This is a genomic window from Photorhabdus heterorhabditis, from assembly GCF_001280945.1.
GTDB classification, from domain to species: domain Bacteria; phylum Pseudomonadota; class Gammaproteobacteria; order Enterobacterales; family Enterobacteriaceae; genus Photorhabdus; species Photorhabdus heterorhabditis.
Map to the genome: position 1 here is coordinate 1 of NZ_LJCS01000194.1, position 926 is coordinate 926.

A 926-nucleotide genomic window follows, 5' to 3' on the forward strand; every position below is an offset into this window, starting at 1 on the left:
GTCTGTACCGCGCTGTTGATGGCGCCGCCTGCCGTGCCACTGAGCGCCACGGTTAAGCCGCTTTGCTTTTGTTCGGTTTTCGTCAGGGTGGTGTGATGATTTTCCGCACTGGTGATACTGACGCTCTGACCGGTGAGGGTCAGGTCCTTTTTCGCGACGATATCACTGCCATGAATGTTGAGCTGGTCACCGGCGTTGAGGGTGACATGACCCTGACTGCTGCCCACCGTGCTGCCTTTGGTCAGCTGGCTGTCACGGTCGGTGGTGACTTTCTGGCTGGCTTTGCCAACGGTAAAACCAATCCCGCCGGTACCCATCAGGCCGGATTGTTTCTCCTGCCGCAAATGGGTTTCATCGTGCGCTTCCGCCGCGGTGGTGACGGTGAGCTGATGACCGGCGCTCAGGCTGACATCCTGCGTGCCCGCCACATTGCTGCCGCGGATATTGAGGTCGTTGCCAGCCTGGAGAGTGACCTTATCGCCACTGAAGGTGGTGCTCAGCGCCTGCCGGTCATGCACTTCATCGTGGGTTTCCACTGACGATTTCGCCAGCCAGCCTTGGCTGGTCTGTTTGCTGTGCTCGACTAAGTCGGAGGAGGCCGTCCCGGTGGTCAGCGTCAGGTTATGCCCGGCCTGCGCCGTCAGTGGCTGACCGGCGTTGACATGAGCGGCGGTGGCCTTGAGGTCATGCCCGGCCTGCAGGGTCACCTCACCGGCGCCGGTTATCTGGCTGCCGATATCGGTCTGTTGGGTCAGGTGGCGGGTGTTACCGCCGCCCCAGTCGCCGCTTTCGGTACGTCGCGTGTTTAAGGTGTCCAGCGTCAGGTCATGGCCTGCCGTTATTTCGGTGTGACCGTCTTGACCGGCATTCCTGACGTCACTGGCGGTGAGCTGGACGTTATTGATGGCGCTCAGCGACAGGGTGCC

At 61.2% G+C, this 926-nt stretch carries 1 protein-coding gene; it reads right to left on the bottom strand.

What is annotated here, in order from left to right; translation table 11 throughout:
• Nucleotides 1-926: hemagglutinin repeat-containing protein (locus AM629_RS21265; RefSeq protein WP_200905789.1), on the bottom strand; the 926-nt coding region annotated here is incomplete at both ends.